This is a genomic window from Bacillus massiliigorillae (assembly GCF_000380245.2).
GTDB classification, from domain to species: domain Bacteria; phylum Bacillota; class Bacilli; order Bacillales; family DSM-1321; genus Bacillus_AD; species Bacillus_AD massiliigorillae.
In genome coordinates this window covers 134,059-150,185 of the sequence record NZ_HG428746.1, presented here as the reverse complement: position 1 = coordinate 150,185, position 16,127 = coordinate 134,059, and the positions used below count along the sequence as shown (strand labels likewise).

15 protein-coding genes are annotated in these 16,127 nt (G+C 38.3%); 7 read left to right on the top strand and 8 right to left on the bottom strand.

Going from position 1 to position 16,127, the window contains the following annotated elements:
• The first annotated feature begins 59 nt into the window (after positions 1–59).
• Positions 60–938, top strand: a complete 879-nt coding sequence (locus TX86_RS23560; protein WP_042352667.1) for an EamA family transporter — start codon at positions 60–62, stop codon at positions 936–938.
• Between the two features lie 115 nt (positions 939–1,053).
• Here the strand turns inward: TX86_RS23560 and TX86_RS23555 are convergent, their stop codons facing one another.
• Genes TX86_RS23555 through TX86_RS23535 form a run of 5 tightly spaced genes read right to left on the bottom strand, consistent with a single transcriptional unit; the run spans position 1,054 to position 6,940 of the window.
• Entirely contained in the window at positions 1,054–1,824 is a 771-nt protein-coding gene (locus TX86_RS23555; RefSeq protein ID WP_042352665.1) for a DeoR/GlpR family DNA-binding transcription regulator, read from the bottom strand.
• Positions 1,825–1,843: 19 nt separating this feature from the next.
• The gene (locus tag TX86_RS23550) at positions 1,844–3,034 is read right to left on the bottom strand and encodes a saccharopine dehydrogenase family protein (protein WP_042352664.1); all 1,191 of its coding nucleotides are present in this window, start codon (positions 3,032–3,034) and stop codon (positions 1,844–1,846) included.
• Positions 3,035–3,070: 36 nt separating this feature from the next.
• Positions 3,071–4,819 carry a putative 2-aminoethylphosphonate ABC transporter permease subunit gene (locus TX86_RS23545; protein ID WP_042352663.1) on the bottom strand — a complete coding sequence of 583 codons (1,749 nt, stop codon included), beginning with the start codon at positions 4,817–4,819 and terminating at the stop codon, positions 3,071–3,073.
• A gap of 1 nt (position 4,820) precedes the next feature.
• Positions 4,821–5,834, bottom strand: coding sequence for an ATP-binding cassette domain-containing protein (locus tag TX86_RS23540; RefSeq protein WP_042352662.1), 1,014 nt, complete (start codon positions 5,832–5,834; stop codon positions 4,821–4,823).
• Between the two features lie 32 nt (positions 5,835–5,866).
• A complete protein-coding gene (locus tag TX86_RS23535) occupies positions 5,867–6,940 on the bottom strand; it encodes a putative 2-aminoethylphosphonate ABC transporter substrate-binding protein (RefSeq protein ID WP_042352661.1) in 1,074 nt (357 codons plus the stop codon).
• Positions 6,941–7,625: 685 nt separating this feature from the next.
• On the opposite strand from TX86_RS23535, the gene speD reads away from it, so the two are divergent.
• Genes speD through nspC form a run of 6 tightly spaced genes read left to right on the top strand, consistent with a single transcriptional unit; the run spans position 7,626 to position 13,911 of the window.
• Positions 7,626–8,387, top strand: a complete 762-nt coding sequence (gene speD, locus TX86_RS23530; protein WP_230203712.1) for an adenosylmethionine decarboxylase — start codon at positions 7,626–7,628, stop codon at positions 8,385–8,387.
• Positions 8,388–9,860 (top strand): aminotransferase class I/II-fold pyridoxal phosphate-dependent enzyme, encoded by a 1,473-nt coding sequence (locus TX86_RS23525; protein WP_042352658.1) that lies wholly within the window; start codon positions 8,388–8,390, stop codon positions 9,858–9,860.
• Between the two features lie 4 nt (positions 9,861–9,864).
• The gene (gene speE, locus TX86_RS23520; RefSeq protein WP_042352656.1) at positions 9,865–10,716 is read left to right on the top strand and encodes a polyamine aminopropyltransferase; all 852 of its coding nucleotides are present in this window, start codon (positions 9,865–9,867) and stop codon (positions 10,714–10,716) included.
• The gene (gene speB / locus TX86_RS23515; RefSeq protein ID WP_042352655.1) at positions 10,706–11,563 is read left to right on the top strand and encodes an agmatinase; all 858 of its coding nucleotides are present in this window, start codon (positions 10,706–10,708) and stop codon (positions 11,561–11,563) included. Before speE ends, speB begins: the two co-directional genes overlap by 11 nt.
• Before the next feature lie 21 nt (positions 11,564–11,584).
• Entirely contained in the window at positions 11,585–12,784 is a 1,200-nt protein-coding gene (locus tag TX86_RS23510) for a saccharopine dehydrogenase family protein (protein ID WP_042352654.1), read from the top strand.
• Complete coding sequence (nspC, locus tag TX86_RS23505; RefSeq protein WP_042352653.1) at positions 12,784–13,911, top strand: carboxynorspermidine decarboxylase; 1,128 nt, start codon at positions 12,784–12,786, stop codon at positions 13,909–13,911. Before TX86_RS23510 ends, nspC begins: the two co-directional genes overlap by 1 nt.
• Before the next feature lie 42 nt (positions 13,912–13,953).
• On the opposite strand, the gene TX86_RS23500 is transcribed toward nspC, so the two are convergent.
• Genes TX86_RS23500 through TX86_RS23490 form a run of 3 tightly spaced genes read right to left on the bottom strand, consistent with a single transcriptional unit; the run spans position 13,954 to position 16,117 of the window.
• Positions 13,954–14,706 carry a MerR family transcriptional regulator gene (locus TX86_RS23500; protein WP_042352651.1) on the bottom strand — a complete coding sequence of 251 codons (753 nt, stop codon included), beginning with the start codon at positions 14,704–14,706 and terminating at the stop codon, positions 13,954–13,956.
• 11 nt (positions 14,707–14,717) lie between these two features.
• Positions 14,718–15,455: an ABC transporter permease gene (locus TX86_RS23495; protein WP_042352649.1), complete on the bottom strand. Its 738-nt coding sequence runs from the start codon at positions 15,453–15,455 to the stop codon at positions 14,718–14,720.
• Positions 15,452–16,117, bottom strand: coding sequence for an ABC transporter ATP-binding protein (locus TX86_RS23490; protein ID WP_268258271.1), 666 nt, complete (start codon positions 16,115–16,117; stop codon positions 15,452–15,454). Before TX86_RS23490 ends, TX86_RS23495 begins: the two co-directional genes overlap by 4 nt.
• Between the last annotated feature and the right edge of the window lie 10 nt (positions 16,118–16,127).

Below are 16,127 nucleotides of genomic sequence, written 5' to 3'. Positions count from 1 at the left end.
TGAAGACCGTATAATATATCTCGTATAAATGGGCTTTTTAGCATGAAATGAGGGGCAAAATGAAATACGCAATATATGTTTTTCTAGGCTCTTGTAGTTTTGGTGTTTTATCTACAATTGTCAAACTGGCTTATGGAGAGGGGTATCAGCCTCATGAAGTTGTTTTAGCACAATATATTTTTGGCTGGCTAATGATGAGTGCCATTATGTTGAAAAAGGGTGTTTCAACAACGAAAAAAGAAAAGATACAGCTATTACTGGCAGGTATCATGACGGCTGTAACAAGTATTACTTATAATATTTCACTATCACACGTATCTGCATCATTAGGCATTATTTTATTATTTCAATTTACGTGGATTGGCTTATTATTAGAAAGTATTACAATGAAAAAACCTCCAAGTCTCGTAAAAATAATAACGATTGTTATCATTTTATTTGGTACAGCTTTAGCTGGTGGGTTAATTGGTAGTAAAGCAGAATGGAATGCAACAGGCGTAATATTCGGATTGATTTCAGCAGTGTCTTACGCTTTTTCCATTTATTTTAATGGCGCTATTGCTCCTAATCTCCAAAGTATTACGAAGGGTTATTACATCGGGACGGGTGCTTTAATAGCAGTTGCTATTGTTTTTCCACCTACCTTTCTATTACATATAGAAACTGTAACGGGTCTTGCGAAATATGGTATACTCCTTGGCTTTTTCGGGTTGGTTATACCTCCGATCTTATTTGCTGCTGGCGTTCCGAAAATCGGTACGGGCTTGGCTACTATATTAGGGGCCGCTGAGTTACCAGTTGTTATTCTGTTATCGATGTTTGTGCTGAAAGAAGACGTATCTGGCGTTCAGTGGATGGGCGTGCTTCTAATACTTATGGCTCTAATATTGCCACAACTACCTCAAGTTAAGCGTAAGAAGAGAACTAGTAATATATAATAAGGACTTTGATGTGAATATTTCTATTACATCAAAAGATCTGCTGATTGATAGAAGTAGTTTATTAATAGAATAAAAGACAGGCAAGTTCATCGTTATGAACTTGCCTGTCTTTTTAACATGAAATCCAATTTAAGTTACAATTATTCCATTCTACTGGTTGAGGGACATCCGAAATAATGAAAGTGTTTTGGTCTGTTAGTGTCCCAATCTTACACGTTGCTTTTATATGTAACTTAGAATAATCAGTAAGGATATAGGCTTTGTCACAGTTTTGCATGAACATTTTCGATAGCATACATTTTTCTAAATCAAAGCTTGTGATGCCTAAGTCAGGGTGAATACCGTCTATGGAAATAAAGGCTTTGTTTACGTAGAAATCTTTTGCCATTTGTTCGGCTAAAGAGCCTGATGCACGAAAATGGTTACTATTTACATGACCACCTAGAAAAATAATGTCTCCTGTAAAAAGGCTGTTGTTCTCATATTTCATTAGTAATGCAACGAAAGGAAATGAATTGGTAATAACCGTCACATTTGATAAGTGGGTTAATGAATGAGCCATCTGAATGGTTGTACTGCCTTCATCTATAAAAATAATATCGTCTTTTTGAATAAAGGAGACGGCTTTTGTGCCAATTCGTTTTTTTTCTTCGATTCGTAGAATATTGCGTTCGAACATAGGTGGTTCTTCATCTACTTTAACTTTGATTGCACCGCCATAAACTTTTTTGAGTTTATTTTCACTTTCTAAATCCTCTAAATAACGACGGATGGTCTCTGTAGAAACTTCAAAGTTTTGCGCTAAATCATTTACTTTTACTTTGCCTTTTCTTGCAATCATTTCAATGATAATCCGTTTTCGTTCTTCAGCCAATACTGACATAATCTTTGCCCCTTGTGTGTTAAGCTAATATGAAATCTTCTAAAGTTTGTAATTTTTCGATTTTTTCTTGGACAAATATATCACGTTTAGCTAGTTCTGTAAAAATAACTTGTGGATCAAGGAATGCTTCTTCTGGAATGATGACACCTTGATTTTCTACCAATCCTTTGGCGATTATCTCAGTTGCAATTGCCATTGGTATACCGACATTTCGCGTATACGCTCGTAATCCTTCCCACCCTTCTACGGAGCCATCTGAAGCAGGATGTGTATGTGTTAATGTGTGATGATAATGGTTACCATCTTTTGTTCCTGTTACTTCGACATGAAGAGCGTATCCATACAGCTCGGTTGTTTGACCTTTGTCACATTGGTACAAATATTCGCTAATGCAATCCATGATACCAATTGGTTGCCCGTTAATCATGATTTCTTCGTTTTTTAAGAAACCATAATTATAAAGAGCGCGAACAAGTTCCATGTTTTCTTGCGGCCATGTTCCACGAACTTCGATAAGCTGCACATCTTTATTGTGCAATGCTTTAGCAAGCGTTTTTGTTTCCGAGTGGGGAATGATATATTGAACAGCTTTGCCATATGGTTCTGGTAATTGAATTTCCCTTGGACGAGCGAAAGGCGGGACTTGGATAAACTCGCCTTTTTCATACACCACACGAGTCGGTAGTGTGGGATCATATTCGTAAGTTGTTGTTTCGGTGATAGATTTAGAAAAGGCAATTGGACGATAAGAACCATGACTTACACGCACTGAATGAATGGTATCTAATTGGTTCGCAGCATGCATCGCCATCATTTGCGTTAAGCCAGGAGTCATGCCGAAGCCTGGTAAGCATGTTTTTCCATGTTCTATGAACACATCATGTGAGCGGTCTTCTTCCCCAAAGCCATTCAAGTTAATACCATGACAGCCAGCTTCCGCAATACAAGCTGTTGAATACCCGTTTAATGTAATCGTCGTTCCATCCATAACGATATCGTATCCACGCATTTGCTTGACTGTTTCTTCATGGTTAAATACATTTACTTTTATAAAATCTACGCGAGGATCATTTAACCATTCGACTACTTTACGACCTTCTTCTTCATTAAAATCTCCTACGGTAATTTGTTCGAAAGAAGAGTATTTTACTAAATCTAAAATTGCTTCACGACAAATTTTACCTGCTCCACCTAAACAAAATACTTTCATTGTTATTCGCTCCTTTTAGTTGAGATTCATCTATTTTTAAGAGTTACTTTGCCACTTTCCATATTTCTTAAGGAGAATTTTTGTTACCCATTCATACAACATTCTTACAACAATATTTGTAGCAATCACTAATACACTCATTGCTGCAGCGGAGGCTAAGTTGCCCGCATCATCCATATTTACAATTGAGATTGCAGCCAGTTTAAAATCAGCGGTGTATAAGAAAATGACGGCTGATATCGTAACCATTGAATTAACAAAGAAGTACATCGTCATTTCTAAAACAGCGGGCAAACACATAGGTAATGTGATTTTCCAAAACGTTTTATAGAAAGGAATTCCCATGGATTCTGATACAAACTCGAATTCGCGATCTAGCTTTTTGAGCGCCGTTGTAGCTGTTACATAAGCGACGGAATAAAAATGTAAAATATTCGCAATGACGATAATAGCGACGGTGCCGTATAAGAAATTCAATGGATTGGAAAGAGTCCATCCAAATAGATTCCATTCAGGCTGGCTAAAAAAGAACACATAACTTAGACCGATAACAAGACCGGGTACGGCAAGTGGTAGGATGGAGAATAAGTTTCCTAGCTTTCTTATACCAACCATTTTTCTAATCTTTTCAATGCCATACGCAGATATGAACGTAAAAATCGTTCCAAATATCGCAGTTAGAGCTGCAGCTAGTAAACTATTTTTGTAAGCTGTTAATCCATCACCTGTGTAGCTTTTTAATTCGAAGTGTTTCCACGTTAGACCCATATCGTATGGCCATACTTTTACGCTAGCAGCTAAAATAACCGCTGCGAATATCGCTAGAACACTGGCTGCTACCATGAAACAAAAGGCAAAGGAAAACACATCTCTTCTATGATTCTTCTTAATGCGATAAGGTACTGATTTGGAAGAGATGAGACTTCCTTGCTTCCGTTGCGCGATTTGATCGACGAGGAAGGCTACTAGTGCGGGTATGATAAGAATAATTCCTACCGTAGCGCCCATCTCCATTTTTTGTTGACCAATTACTTGCTTGTATACGTCGGTAGCTAGAACATTGTATTGTCCTCCAACTACTTTTGGAGCTCCATAATCTGTGAAGCTGAGTGAAAATACAACAAAAATGGCGCTAATTAAACCATATTTCACATTAGGTAGGGTTATGGATGTGAACTGCTTTACTTTGTGAACACCTAATGTGTTTGCTGCTTCATACAATCTGTAATCCGATCCTTTTAATGCAATAAGCATAATTAAAAAGGCTTGTGGGAATGTATAAATTACCTCTGCCATAATAATTCCAACAGGCCCGTATAGCTCCACGTGAAAGCCAGGAAGGGAACCAAAAAAACCTGTTGTAATAAGCCCTTGATTGCCGAACAAATACATAAGTGCAATCCCATGCATCATCGTTGGAGCAAATAAAGGTAAGAGTGCGACAAAGTGAAAAAACATTTTTCCTTTTATATTGGTCCGTATTAAACAATAAGCATAAGTGAATGCCATTGTCACAGAAATGAACGTGGTCATGGATGAGACAAATAGCGTATTTTGCAACGATTGAACTAAAGAAGGTGTTGAAAAGTATTGGATAAAGTTTGCTAAACCAATCCATACACCTTCTTCATTTTGAAAGGCTTTTATAAATAATGTGGCTAGCGGTAAGACTAATATGGCAAGGAAAACGAGAATAATAGAGAGTAAAAGAGCACGTTGAAGCCATGTTTCTTGATTTATTCTGTTCATGAATCCCACGCGATTTGTCTTACGAATGACTTCCATATTAAACAACCACCTGTTCCTTATAAGTAAGGATTCTTTCTGCTAGTAATGAGATATAGATGGTCGCATCTCTAGAGAGATTAAAGGTATGCACCTCTTGAATAGAAACATCTACTTTAATGCATTTACCGTATAAATCAGATGATTGATCTAAAATCTTGAATTGGATTCGATAAATGGGACCGCGAAACTCCATTTCTTCTACTTTTGCAAAAATACCTTCTTGATTTGATAATCGTATATGTTCTGGACGAATGGCACGCTGAGTTTTGAGTGTTTGCGCATCTTCCCAAAAGTTTATAGACCCAATAAAATCTGCAATGAATGGATTTGCAGGTGTTTGATACACTTCTTGTGGCGTTCCAACTTGCATAACTTCAGCGTTATTCATGACGACAATTTTATCAGCCATTGATAAAGCTTCATCCTGGTCGTGAGTAACCATAATCGTTGTGATTTGAAGCTTTTCTTGAATTGTTCGAATTTCACGACGTAGTTTTTCACGTACCTTCGCGTCTAGAGCTGAAAGTGGTTCATCTAGTAATAAAAAATCAGGTGATAGTGAAATAGCTCGCGCAAGAGCAACTCTTTGTTGCTGACCACCAGACAGCTGAGCGGGATATTTATCTTTATGATGCAATAAGTCGACGAGCGCAAGTGTTTCTAATGCAATTTCTTTTGCTTCTTTTTTGCTTCTTTTTCGAGCTTTTAGTCCAAATTCGATATTTTGCAGCGCTGTCAAATTCGGAAAAAGGGCATATGATTGAAAGACAATCCCGAAGTTGCGTTTAGCTGGTGGCAATTTCGAAATGTCTTGTCCATTTAATAAAATATTTCCTGACGTAGCTTCTTCTAATCCAGCAACAATGCGAAGTAACGTTGTTTTTCCACATCCGCTTGGTCCTAGTAAACAAACAAATTCATTTTTGTGAATATCAATTGAAATGTCCTGTAAAGCGGTAAATGAACCAAACTGTTTGTGGATGCAGTTAATTTTTAAATAAGGATCAGCCAATGTTAAGCACTCCTTTTCGAGAGAGTAGAATTTTATTCTTTCGGTTCTGCTTTTTTTCCGTATTTATTTTCCCATTTTTCTAGAATGCTATTTCGAGATTCAGCAGCCCATGTAAAGTCATTATTTACGTACATTTTGTCCGCTACATCTGGGAAATTTGCCAGTTTCTCAAAGTTATTTTTCATGGTAGAGAAACCATTTGCTTCGTAATACTTCTTCATAACGTCATCTGTTATAGCCCAATCGAGGAATACTTTTGCTAGCTCGTCACTTTCATGGTTTTCTTTTTTAATTAAAGCATTCGCTTCTACTTCCCAACCAAGACCTTCTTCTGGCAGGATGACTTCAATTGGAGCACCTTCTTCTTTTTGCTTCACTCCTGTGTAAACGAGTGAAATACCGATTGGATATTCACCAGCTGCCGCTAGTTTGGTAGGTTTGGAGCCAGAATGTGTGTATGTTCCAACGTTCTTATGTAATTGATCCATATACGCCCAGCCTTTTTCTTCACCCATCATTTGCAACCAAGCGGAAACGGTTAAGAATCCAGTTCCTGAGGAAGCAGGGTGAGGCATTACAATAAGTCCTTTATATTCAGGTTTTAATAAATCCTCGTATGTTTTAGGGATGTCGAGTCCTTTTTTCTCTAACTCTTTAGTATTGACTATGACTCCGGTCATAAAAGCTGTGTTACCAACCCATTTCTCAGGTTGTGAGCTGTCTTTATACTGAGGAAGTATTTTCTCGCTGTCCTTTGGGGTATAGCCTTCCAGCATATCTTTCTTATCTAGTGCTAGTAAGCTAGATGCAGCTGTTCCCCAAACAACATCAGCTTCCGTATTCTTGCCTTCAGCAAGTAATTTAGCAGTGATGATTCCTGTAGAATCTCTGACAATGTTTAAGTCGATATTTGGATATTCTTTCTCGAATGATTCCAAATACTGTGGAATTAATTCTTCTTCTATGGCTGTGTAAATGGTTAGTTCTCCTGATAGTTTGTTTGAACTGTTTTCTTTTGTGGAAGCTTTGTCTGTTTCTTGACTGCAAGCAGCTAACATGAAGGCTGCTGATAATGCAACACATGTTTTAGTAATGTGGCTTTTCATGGTTTTCCCCCGTTTTTTATAATTTTTTTCTTATAAGTTCAATATAAAACCAAATTATTGATGTGGTATTAAGGGGATGTAAATGAATATTAAGAAAATTTTAAAAATATGTATATATCGAAATAAGAAGCGGGAGGTTGTTAAGAAAAAACAAAAAATTAAATTAATTTATAATTTTTTATTGCCAATTTTTCCTTAAGCTGTTAATATATCTAAGAAATTATTTTTGGAAAGCAAATGTTCAGATAAGGGTCTTTCCAAGCAAATAAGTTTTTGACCACTTACCCACCAAAATGGGAAGTCAAGGCCATACGGACAGCCGGGTCAAATGCCGATTGGCAACTTCGTTGCCTTATTGATTGAGTTAGAAGCTCAAATTTTATAAGTTGGTTACTTTATAACCGATGCGTGCAAGCGCACATCAACTTGTGAAACGGTCAATAAGAGTAGTAAAAGTAATTATTTGCTATATAGACTCTAGGAAACCTATTCAGGTATATTTGGATATTGAAAAGCTTTCTGTCATTAGACGTCGTTATGATCCTTTGAGATCTTTACAAAACGAGTGTCTAGTTTATTACGTTATGTTTTTTAATTATGCCTTTATATCTAACAAGCAAGTGATGCGCTATTTATGCGACATTTACTTGCTTTTTTTATTGTCATTTTTGAGGTGGGATGGGACGTGGAGAACAAGCTTAAACTTTACGGCTTTAATAATTTAACGAAATCATTGAGCTTTAATATATACGATGTATGTTATGCAAAAACTCCCCGCGAGCAAAAGAACTACATTGAGTATATTGATGAGCAATACAATTCAGACCGATTGACCGATATATTGATACATGTCACCGAGATGATAGGAGCCCAAGTATTAAATATCGCTAAACAGGATTATGATCCACAAGGTGCAAGTGTGACGTGCTTGATTGCAGAAGAAAAGATACCATCTATCAAAAGTGATACGGTACTGGGACATTTGGATAAAAGTCATGTAACAGTCCATACGTACCCTGAATACCATCCTGCTAACAGTCTTGCTACTTTTCGAGTAGATATTGATGTGGCGACATGTGGAGAGATTACACCTCTTTCGACCTTAGATTACCTGATTGGTAGTTTTGATTCAGATATTATTACAATGGATTATCGAGTACGTGGCTTTACTCGCAATGTTGAAGGTAAAAAGCTGTATATGGACCATAAGATTACCTCTATTCAGGATTACATTGATACCAATACATTAAAACGCTACGATGCTATGGATGTAAATGTTTATCAGTCCAACATATTTCATACGAAAATGCTAATCAAGGAAATTGATCTGCAAAACTATCTTTTTAACACGGATGTATATGAGTTAGCTCCTCAAACGCGACTTGATATTAGTAACAGTTTGCGGCGTGAAATGATCGAAATATTCAGTGGAATGGAGGTTTACTAATTGGATACAAAAGATACACCATATTGTTCTTCTCAAAAAAGCGCGCCCATTTATGAAGCTTTGGAACAGTTTAAGAAAAAAAGAGTTGTACCCTTCGATGTTCCAGGTCATAAACGAGGAAGGGGCAATCCAGAATTAGCGGCTTTTTTAGGCGAGCGATGTGTCAGCATAGACGTTAACTCTATGAAACCTTTAGATAATCTTTGCCATCCCGTATCAGTTATTAGAGAAGCAGAACAATTAGCGGCACAGGCTTTTGGAGCGGCAAATGCTTTCTTTATGGTCAATGGTACAACATCGGCCGTGCAGGCTATGGTACAAACTGCTTGTAAACAAGGAGATAAAATCATTCTCCCACGCAACGTTCACCGCAGTGTGATTAATGCACTCGTACTTTGTGGAGCAGAACCAGTGTACGTGAATCCAGAGATGGATAAACGACTTGGGATTGCACTTGGGATGTCGCTGAGTCAGGTGGAAAAAGCGATTAAAGAAAACCCTGAGTCTAAGGCGATTTTAGTGAATAATCCAACTTATTATGGGATTTGTTCCGATTTGCGAAGTATTGTACAGCTAGCTCATAAGCACAACATGCTCATTTTAGTTGATGAAGCGCATGGGACGCATTTGTCTTTTGGAAAAGATCTTCCAGTATCTGCGATGGAAGCAGGAGCGGATATGGCTGCTGTGAGCATGCATAAATCGGGAGGTAGCTTAACACAAAGCTCTTTTATGCTAATGGGACCTGCTGTAAATGTGGGTTATGCACGACAAATTGTTAATTTAACGCAGACGACTAGTGCTTCGTATTTATTGCTTTCTAGTCTTGATCTTTCTCGTCGCAATCTTGCATTAAATGGAGAGCGAATATTCAGGGAAGTAAAAGAACTAGCGGAGTATGTGCGTAGTGAAATTAATAAAATTGGTGATTATTATGCTTTTTCAAAAGAGCTAATCAATGGCGATAGTATTTATGACTTTGATGTGACGAAGCTTTCGGTTCATACGCTAGACATTGGTCTAGCAGGAATTGAGGTATATGACCTTTTGCGTGATGAATATGATATTCAAATTGAGTTTGGGGACATTGGCAATATTCTTGCTTACGTATCAGTGGGGGATCGTAAACAAGATGTGGAACGTTTAATTAGTGCGCTCGCAGAAATTCGCCGTCGATTTGGCATAGATAAATCCAGTCTTGTCACACAGGAGTATATTGACCCTGAGGTGGTTACGACACCACAGTTCGCATTTTATGCCGAAAAGGAATCATTGCCGATTCGTGAGACGGTAGGAAGGGTATGTAGCGAGTTTGTCATGTGCTATCCGCCAGGAATTCCAATTCTTGCACCAGGTGAACGAATTACAGAGGACATTATTACTTATATCGAATATGCCAAAGAAAAAGGCTGCTCAATGACAGGACCAGAAGACCTGGATATTGAAAGGCTAAATGTAATAAAGGGAGTGTGACAAGATGGAATTATGGTTTAGCGAATGCCATACACCTAATGTGAAATTATCCATTAAGGTCGATAAACAACTTTATAGTGCTCAAAGTGATTTCCAACGTATTGATGTGTTTGAATCGCAAGAGTTTGGACGTTTCTTGACCTTGGACGGTTACATGATGCTTACCGAAAAGGATGAGTTCATCTATCATGAGATGATTACACACGTACCGATGGCGGTACATCCAAATCCGCGCAACGTACTGATTATTGGTGCAGGCGATGGTGGTGTTGTCCGAGAGCTAACGCAATATTCACAAGTGGAGCATATTGACTTAGTGGAAATCGATGCAATGGTCATTGATGTATGTAAAACACATTTGCCACAGACGGCTTGTAGCTTCGATGATCCGCGAGTACACATTTATTACGAGGATGGCGTGAAGTTCATCCGTTCTTGTGAAAATAAATATGATTTAATCATCGTTGATTCAACCGACCCGTTTGGTCCAGGTGAAGGATTATTCACAAAGGAGTTTTATGGTAGTTGTTTTAAAGCACTCCATGAGGATGGCATTATGGTGAATCAGCATGAAAGTCCTTTTTATACAGAGGATGTTGCAGCTATGCAACGAGCACATAAGCGAATTGTTGAAAGTTTTCCGATTAGCTATGTGTATCAGGCACATATTCCGACCTATCCATCAGGACATTGGTTGTTTGGATTTGCGTCTAAGAAGTATCATCCTAAACATGATTTGAGAAATGAGGCATGGAATAAGCTCGGAATTAAGACTCGTTATTATAATCCGAAGCTGCACATGGGTGCGTTTTCCTTACCTACTTACGTAGAGGAGTTGTTGCGTGATGTTGAATAAAAATGTCCAAACGTTCATAGGATGTGAGGTGGCATATGAAGATGCCAATATCGTCTTGTTCGGTGCTCCGTTCGATGGAACGACATCTTTCCGTCCAGGAACACGCTTCGGTCCTTCAGCGATTCGTTCTGAATCTTTTGGATTGGAAACATATAGTCCTTATCAAAATAAAGATTTAATGGATATCTCTGTTTTTGACAGTGGTGACCTAGAGCTTTGCTTTGGAAATCCTGAGAGGGTACTTGGTGATATTGAAGAGTGCACTAGCAAAATTTTAGAAGATGGAAAGTTACCTTTCATGATAGGTGGCGAGCATCTTGTGACGCTTGGAACTGTTCGTGCAATAGCGAAGAAATTTCCAGATTTGCATATTATTCAATTCGATGCACATACAGATTTACGTGATGATTATCTAGGTGAAAAGTTATCACATGCATCTGTAATTCGTCGCTGTCACGATATTCTTGGTGACGGACGTATCTTCCAATTTGGTATACGTTCTGGTGATCGCTCTGAATTTGAATGGAGTGACGATGGTCATGTGTTTACGAATAAATTCAACTTTGAAGGGCTCCAAAACATCGTAAAAGAAATTGGTGATAAGCCTGTATATGTGACGATAGACCTTGATGTACTCGATCCATCTGTTTTTCCAGGAACGGGTACACCGGAAGCTGGTGGTGTTACTTTTCCAGAATTGATTGATGCGATTTTCACTGTGTGTGGTAACGCGAATGTAGTTGGTTGTGATGTGAATGAATTGTCACCAACATACGATGCTAGCGGGATTTCAACAGCTACTGCTTGTAAGGTTGTTAGAGAATTTTTGTTGGCTCTAAATAAATAATTTGAGATAGGAGATAGAATTATGGGAAAAGCGCTTATTATTGGTTGTGGGGGAGTAGCTTCTGTAGCTATTCATAAATGTGTACAAAACAGTGAAGTATTTGAAGAAATCTGCATTGCAAGTCGTACTAAATCAAAATGTGATGCTTTAAAAGCAAAGCTTGACGGTGGTAATACTAAGATTACAACAGCGCAAGTTGATGCAGATAATGTGGATGAGCTTATTGCGTTAATTGAAGAAGTAAAACCTGATATTGTTATGAATCTTGCGTTACCATATCAAGACCTTACAATCATGGACGCATGTCTAGCAACGAAGACTCATTATATGGATACAGCAAACTATGAGCCAGAAGATACAGCGAAATTCGAGTATAAATGGCAATGGGAATACCGCGAGCGTTTTGAAGAAGCTGGCATCACGGCACTTTTAGGAAGTGGCTTTGACCCAGGAGTAACGGGTGTATTCTCTGCATATGCGTTAAAGCATTATTTTGATGAAATTGAATATATCGATATTTTAGACTGTAACGCAGGTGATCATGGCTATCCTTTCGCTACGAATTTCAATCCTGAAATCAATATTCGTGAAGTATCTGCGAACGGTCGTTACTGGAAAGAAGGCGAGTGGATAGAAACACAACCAATGGAAATTAAGCGCGTATATAATTTCCCTGAAGTTGGCGAGAAGGATATGTACTTGTTATACCATGAAGAGCTTGAATCACTTGCAGTAAACGTTCCTGGTTTAAAACAAATTCGTTTCTTCATGACATTTGGTCAAAGCTATTTAACGCACTTGAAATGTCTTGAAAATGTAGGAATGACATCTATCGAACCAATCATGTATGAAGGAAAAGAAATCATTCCACTTCAATTTTTGAAAGCAGTATTACCTGATCCAGCTTCTCTTGGACCACGTACGAAAGGGAAAACAAATATCGGCTGTATTTTCCGTGGTAAGAAAGATGGTCAAGACAAAACATATTATGTATATAATGTGTGTGACCATGAAGAGTGCTTTAAAGAAGTGGGCTCACAAGCTATTTCTTACACAACTGGTGTACCAGCTATGATTGGTGCAATGATGGTTATGACAGGACAATGGAATAGAGCAGGCGTATATAATATTGAAGAATTCGATCCGGATCCATTCATGGAAGCATTGAATAAATGGGGATTACCATGGAAAGAAAGCTTTGATCCGGAGCTTGTCGATTAATGGGATTCGAGGAATTACCGACTCCTTGCTATGTAGTGGATGAGGAACTGCTAGAAAAGAATCTAAAAATCTTAAACGGAGTCATGGAACGTACAGGGTGTAAGATTCTTCTAGCGCAAAAAGCTTTTTCAATGTATGCAACTTATCCACTTATCAGCAAGTATTTGAGCGGAACGGCAGCTAGCGGGTTATATGAGGCTCGCCTTGGCTATGAGGAAATGGGGAAAGAAAATCATGTCTTTTCCCCAGCCTACCGTGAGGATGAAATTGATGAAATCCTGGCTATTTCTGATCATATTGTGTTTAATTCCTTCTCACAGCTAGAGAAGTTTGGCGAGAAAGCACAGCAAGCGGGTAAAAGCATTGGTGTGCGCATTAATCCTGAATGCTCGACGCAAGTTGGTCATGGTATGTATGACCCTTGTGTGGCAGGCTCACGATTTGGTGTCACGTTAAAACATTTCCGTCCTGACATGCTTCATATGATCTCTGGTTTGCATTTTCATACATTGTGCGAGCAAGGTGCTGATGCACTAGCCACAACGCTTGATGCTGTGGAAGAGAAATTTGGACAGTATCTTCACGAGCTGGAGTGGATTAACTTAGGTGGCGGTCATCATATTACGAAAGAAGGCTATGATATCCCGTTGCTTGAAGCGTGCATCAAACGTATGCAAGAGACATACGGATTGGTTGTGTATCTTGAACCAGGTGAAGCTATTGCTTTAAATGCTGGCTTCCTTGTAACGACAGTGTTAGATACATTACAAAACGAAATGGATATTGCCATTGTAGATACATCTGCTTCTTGCCATATGCCAGATGTGTTAGAAGTACCTTATCTCCCACCATTGCTTGGCTCTTGCGAAGTGAATGAGAAACCATATACGTACCGATTAGGTGGTCCGACTTGTTTAACTGGTGATGTGATTGGTGACTATTCCTTCGATAAACCGTTAGAGAGTGGTGATCGTCTTGTTTTCGGTGATATGGCGATTTACTCAATGGTGAAGAATAATACTTTTAATGGCATGGCGTTACCAGCCATTGCAATTAAAGACAAAAGTGGTGACTGTCGTATCGTTCGCTCGTTCGGTTACCAAGATTTTAAAGAGCGATTATCATAGGTAGTATATAAAAAAAGCATGGATGAGACGTAAAGGTAGTTATTAGTCTTTACGTATATCCATGCTTTCTTTTGATTTAGGTTTCAAAAGTCGAATTAATTCATGAGCAGATTCAATGCCTTCTTCAAGCGAATGTGTGAGTCGGTCGGTCACGCTAATAATATCCTCATGATCACCAGGTGTATCTAATACGTCTTTCACGTTTAAAATCTTCGATTGCTCAGTCTTATTTAATAGTCGAAGAATCGCACTCATTGAATAGTGTGCCGTTCGTAACGTTCGGATGATTTTCATAGTGTTAATTTCATTCTCGGTATAAGCTCGATAACCATTGGCAAGGCGAGGGACTATTAATAAGCCGTTTCTTTCCCAGTTTCGAACCACTTCAGGAGTTACTTCCAATGCTCGTGCTGCTTCTTTTCTAGAGTATGTTTGGGTAGAAGTTACTACTCTACCATCAAGCCACTCTTCTACAATAGCAATTGCTTCTAAGGCATGAGCATATTCTTTCTGTAAATGAGTTAAGTAGCTCTTAGAAAGCTGGTAAGCTAAATCAAAATCTTCGTTGCCACTCGCTCGAATGATGGCACGTGCTTTTGCACGAATATTTCCCAGGCAAATTTCACAGCGAAAAGCCGTTCGAATCACTTGGAGCTGAAATAAATGAACATCCGAAAACATACGATAGCCACTAGAAGAACGAGGTGCAGGGGAAATGTAGCCCCATTCCTCGTAAAGTCTAACTGTATTTGGATGAATGTTTACTTGCTTAGCAACTTCGGTTGTTAAATACATTCATTAATCCTCTACTTCCATTTGAAGAATTTCTTTGCTAATCCTAATCCTACTATAATGCAAATACTCAAAACAGTGACAGCAAAAAGAGAACTACTAATAGGCTCTCCTATTGATTGTTGTTTCATTAAATGGATACCCTGTGATAGCGGGAGTAAATCCATGATTTTTTGAACAAAGATTGGCATGATTTCATATGGAATGGTCGCTCCGGAAAACAGTAGCATGGAGAAATAGACAATAGAACTCCAAAGATTAGCTGACTTTTGATCTGGAACGATACTTCCAATCAAAATCCCGATACTGTACATAGCGATTAATACGAATAAATAAGCACATAGGAATAATGCCCAAGAACCTTGCATGTCATAATTGAACAATCCTGTATAGACGAGCGTCACTCCAATTAATGAAACAATAGCTGCTACAAACTGTATAAAGCCTTGTGCTAATAAAATGTGTAAAGGTGATGCTGGAGTAACTTGAAATCGTTTTAAAATGCCACGATTACGATAATAGGCAATCGTTAAAGGGACACCCATGACACCCGTCGCCAAAACACCGATTGTAACAACAGCAGGATATGATAATTCAAACATAGATGTTCCATTATCAGTTGGATTGTTGCTCATAAGATAGCCAAATAGTACAGAAAGTATAATTGGAAAAAGTATGCCGAAGATGAGAATATCTAAACCTCTCCATACTAATTTTCCTTCGATTTTTAGCATCGTCCAAAATAAACTCATATCCATTCCTCCTCACCAACGAAATGTAAATATGCTGCTTCTAAAGAGCTTTGTCCACTTTTTTGAATGACGTCTTCTATGGTTCCGTTCACAATCGTTTCACCGTTTTTTAAGATTAGTAAATAGTCACAGAGCGCTTCTACTTCATCCATGTAATGAGAGGTTAAGATGATGGATAATCCTTTTTCTTTCATGAGAAGTAATTGCTTCCATAGCATTTTTCGTGCTTTTGTATCAAGCCCAGTTGTGAGCTCATCAAGAAAAACGAGCTTTGGATTAGGTAAGAGTGCCAATAAAACAGCAAGCCGTTGTTTCTCGCCACCAGATAAGGATTTAATGAGTTGGTTCGTTTTGTCTTGTAAACCGAATGTTGTTAACAAAGGTTTATAATCGGTAGGCTGCCTATAGAGTGATTTCCATTGGACACAAGCTTCCTCGACTGTCATTTTATCGGGGAAATTTGTTTCTTGGAATTGTACACCTACTTGCTCGAAAACTTGCTTTCGATTGATAAAAGGTGATTGACCTAATAAAAGAAGCTCCTCGCTTGTACTCTTTTCAATACCTAAAATGGCTGTTATACTCGTTGACTTTCCAGCACCATTTGCACCTAATAAACCGAACACTTCTCCTTGCTTAACAGTGAATGATAAACCTTTCACGGCTTGTTTA

Excerpts from the sequence above, each read along its gene's own strand:
- TX86_RS23500 (WP_042352651.1), bottom strand. The coding sequence starts at position 14,706 with ATGTATTTAACAACCGAAGTTGCTAAGCAAGTAAACATTCATCCAAAT.
- nspC (WP_042352653.1), top strand. The coding sequence starts at position 12,784 with ATGGGATTCGAGGAATTACCGACTCCTTGCTATGTAGTGGATGAGGAA.
- TX86_RS23545 (WP_042352663.1), bottom strand. The coding sequence starts at position 4,819 with ATGGAAGTCATTCGTAAGACAAATCGCGTGGGATTCATGAACAGAATA.
- speE (WP_042352656.1), top strand. The coding sequence starts at position 9,865 with ATGGAATTATGGTTTAGCGAATGCCATACACCTAATGTGAAATTATCC.
- TX86_RS23535 (WP_042352661.1), bottom strand. The coding sequence starts at position 6,940 with ATGAAAAGCCACATTACTAAAACATGTGTTGCATTATCAGCAGCCTTC.
- TX86_RS23560 (WP_042352667.1), top strand. The coding sequence starts at position 60 with ATGAAATACGCAATATATGTTTTTCTAGGCTCTTGTAGTTTTGGTGTT.
- TX86_RS23495 (WP_042352649.1), bottom strand. The coding sequence starts at position 15,455 with ATGAGTTTATTTTGGACGATGCTAAAAATCGAAGGAAAATTAGTATGG.
- TX86_RS23555 (WP_042352665.1), bottom strand. The coding sequence starts at position 1,824 with ATGTCAGTATTGGCTGAAGAACGAAAACGGATTATCATTGAAATGATT.
- TX86_RS23550 (WP_042352664.1), bottom strand. The coding sequence starts at position 3,034 with ATGAAAGTATTTTGTTTAGGTGGAGCAGGTAAAATTTGTCGTGAAGCA.
- speB (WP_042352655.1), top strand. The coding sequence starts at position 10,706 with ATGTTGAATAAAAATGTCCAAACGTTCATAGGATGTGAGGTGGCATAT.
- TX86_RS23510 (WP_042352654.1), top strand. The coding sequence starts at position 11,585 with ATGGGAAAAGCGCTTATTATTGGTTGTGGGGGAGTAGCTTCTGTAGCT.